This is a genomic window from Noviherbaspirillum sp., assembly GCF_035944575.1.
GTDB lineage: Bacteria > Pseudomonadota > Gammaproteobacteria > Burkholderiales > Burkholderiaceae_D > Noviherbaspirillum.
On sequence record NZ_DASZBA010000007.1, the window covers coordinates 1 to 3,094 of the forward strand.

Below are 3,094 nucleotides of genomic sequence, written 5' to 3' on the forward strand. Positions count from 1 at the left end.
TCAATTCGATCAAGAAAAAACTGGCCGCCGATCCGACCTGGTATTCAACCCGTCTCGCGCAGATCAAGGGCGTCACCGAAGAGACCACGACCGGCGTGCACCGCCTGTACCAGATGCACAAGGAGGGCAAGCTTGCTTTCCCGGCAATCAACGTCAACGACTCCGTCACCAAATCCAAATTCGACAATCTGTACGGTTGCCGCGAATCGCTCGTCGACGGCATCAAGCGCGCCACCGACGTGATGATTGCCGGCAAGGTTGCAGTCGTCGCCGGATATGGCGATGTCGGCAAGGGTTCCGCACAGGCGTTGCGTGCTTTGTCCGCACAGGTATGGGTAACCGAGATCGACCCGATCTGCGCGCTGCAGGCGGCAATGGAGGGCTATCGCGTCGTTACCATGGATTACGCGGCGGAACATGCCGATATTTTCGTGACGGCGACCGGCAACTACCATGTGATCACCCACGAGCACATGAAGAAGATGAAAGACCAGGCAATCGTCTGCAACATCGGTCACTTCGATAACGAGATCGAAGTCGCCGCGCTCAAGCAGTACACCTGGGAAAACATCAAGCCGCAAGTCGACCACGTGATTTTTCCCGACGGCAAGCGCATCATCCTGCTGGCAGAGGGACGCCTGGTCAACCTCGGTTGCGGCACCGGCCATCCGTCGTATGTGATGAGCTCGTCATTTGCCAACCAGACCATTGCGCAGATCGAGCTGTTCACCAATACCAAGGCCTATCCGGTCGGCGTGTACACTTTGCCGAAACACCTGGATGAAAAAGTGGCGCGCCTCCAGCTGAAGAAGCTGAATGCGCAACTCACGCAATTGACCGAAGAGCAGGCTGCCTACATCGGCGTGAAGCCGACAGGGCCGTACAAGTCGGAGCATTACCGGTACTAAGCCTCTTCAGAAAGGCGGGATCGCTCATTCCTCCGAAAGCGAGGAATGAGCGCACGTAGAAAGTTTGTTGCGGTTCAGTTCTTCGCCTTCATTTTGGCTATTTCAAAGGGGACATATGCGCCTGCTACTTGCCTGGCTCATCAACGCTGCAGCCTTGTTTGCATTGCCTTATCTGATGCAATCGATACGGGTCGATAACTTCGTCACCGCATTGATCGCGGCACTGATACTGGGGCTGGTCAATACGCTGATCCGGCCGGTGCTGGTGCTGCTGACATTGCCGGTGACGGTCCTGACGCTCGGTTTGTTCATTCTGGTGATCAATGGTCTGCTGTTCTGGGCCGTGGCGAGTTTTGTGAGCGGTTTTCAGGTCGCGGGGTTCTGGTCGGCGCTTGGCGGTGCGCTGCTGTACACCCTGATTTCCTGGGGCTTGTCCGCTTTGCTACTCAAAAAATAATATGACGACATCTCTTTTCAGTATTGAATTCTTCCCACCGAAAACGGCGGAAGGAACCGAAAAGCTGCGCGCCACCCGTTCGCGGCTGGCTCAGCTCCGGCCGCATTATTTTTCCGTGACTTTCGGCGCTGGCGGGTCGACCCAGAAGGGAACACTCGAAACGGTACTGGAAATCAAGAACGAGGGGTATGAAGCGGCGCCGCATATCTCCTGCATGGGCAGCAGCAGGGAGGAATTGCGGTCGTTGCTGGCGCAGTATCAGGCGCAGGGCATCCGGCGCCTGGTGGCATTGCGCGGCGATCTGCCAAGCGGTTACGGCACCGTTGATTTGTCCGCCAACCAGTTCCGCTATGCGAACGAACTGATCGAGTTCATCCGGGCAGAAACCGGCAACTGGTTTCACATCGAAGTTGCGGCCTATCCTGAAGTGCACCCACAAGCGAAGTCGCCTCAGGACGATTTGCAGAATTTCGTGCGGAAAGTGAAAGCCGGCGCAAACGGCGCAGTCACTCAGTATTTCTACAACGCCGACGCTTATTTCCGTTTTGTCGACGATGTACGCAAGGCCGGCGTCGATGTGCCGATCGCGGCCGGCATCATGCCGATCATGAATTATTCGCAGCTGATGCGTTTTTCCGACATGTGCGGCGCCGAGGTTCCTCGCTGGATACGTCTCAAGCTCGCTAGCTTCGGCGACGATACCGATTCGATTCGCGCCTTTGGCCTCGATGTCGTGACAGGATTGTGCGAGCGACTTCTCGCCGGCGGTGCGCCCGGCTTGCACTTCTATACGCTCAACCAGGCGAACGCAACGCTCGAAATCTGCCGCCGTCTCGGCCAATCCTCCATCTGACGCCTGCGCGTCCCTCTCCCGGGCTCTCCGGCAGGCATATCAAGTTTTCGGTACGCCTGCCGATAGAGAATTGGACCTGCAATAAAAACGCCATGTGCGCGATGCGCAGTGTCGCGGAATTCCTACGAACATCGGAGGTAAAACACGATCGTTCGTTTGAAGACGGACAGACCGTTTGAAATCGCTTTATTATTGTCAGGCAACTTTCTGCGGGCTGGCATATGTTATTGCGACGACGAATACGGTATCAAACATATAAAAAAGATAATGAAGCTCACGGAGGGCGTATCGATCCTGCCGTACAACTAGGAGACAACCCATGAATTTTGCGAACTGGACAATCAGTGTCCGGCTGTATTCCATATTTGGCGTGGTCTTGCTGGCACTGGGAGGATTGACTGCGGTGGGTGCCGGAAATGCGGCAGGCAGCGCTGCGCAATGGATCATCGGTTGCGGAATTGCGGCAATGGCAGTCACCGTCGCCTGCGCATGGTGGCTGAGCCGTGCCATCACCAAGCCGCTGCACGAAGCATTGCTGGCAGCCGAGCGCATCACCTCAGGTGACCTGACAGGAACCATCAACGTCACGCGTCAGGATGAAATCGGCAAGCTGATGCAGGTGCTGCAGGCGATGAACGAACGCCTGTTCCGCATCGTCAGCGAGGTGCGCACTGGCACGACGACGGTCGCCGGCACCTCTTCCCAGATCAATCGCGACAACACCGCGTTGTCGGAACGCACCGAAAACCAGGCGAGTTCGGTGGAGGAAACTGCCGCCTCGATGGAAGAGCTCACATCGACCGTCAAGCAGAACGCGGATAACGCTCATCAGGCCAATACGCTCGTGCTTTCCGCTTCCGAATATGCGGTCAGGGG

Annotated in this window: 4 protein-coding genes; all 4 read left to right on the forward strand. The window is 56.6% G+C overall.

Annotated features, from left to right (window positions below; translation table 11 throughout):
- Positions 1-908, forward strand: a 908-nt coding sequence (locus VGU61_RS00215) for an adenosylhomocysteinase (RefSeq protein WP_326857064.1), incomplete at its 5' end; no start/stop codon positions are given.
- Between the two features lie 115 nt (positions 909-1,023).
- Positions 1,024-1,365 (forward strand): phage holin family protein, encoded by a 342-nt coding sequence (locus VGU61_RS00220; RefSeq protein WP_326857065.1) that lies wholly within the window; start codon positions 1,024-1,026, stop codon positions 1,363-1,365.
- A 1-nt stretch (position 1,366) separates the two neighbouring features.
- The gene (metF, locus tag VGU61_RS00225; RefSeq protein WP_326857066.1) at positions 1,367-2,218 is read left to right on the forward strand and encodes a methylenetetrahydrofolate reductase [NAD(P)H]; all 852 of its coding nucleotides are present in this window, start codon (positions 1,367-1,369) and stop codon (positions 2,216-2,218) included.
- A 319-nt stretch (positions 2,219-2,537) separates the two neighbouring features.
- Positions 2,538-3,094: HAMP domain-containing protein (locus tag VGU61_RS00230; protein ID WP_326857067.1), on the forward strand; the 557-nt coding region annotated here is incomplete at its 3' end.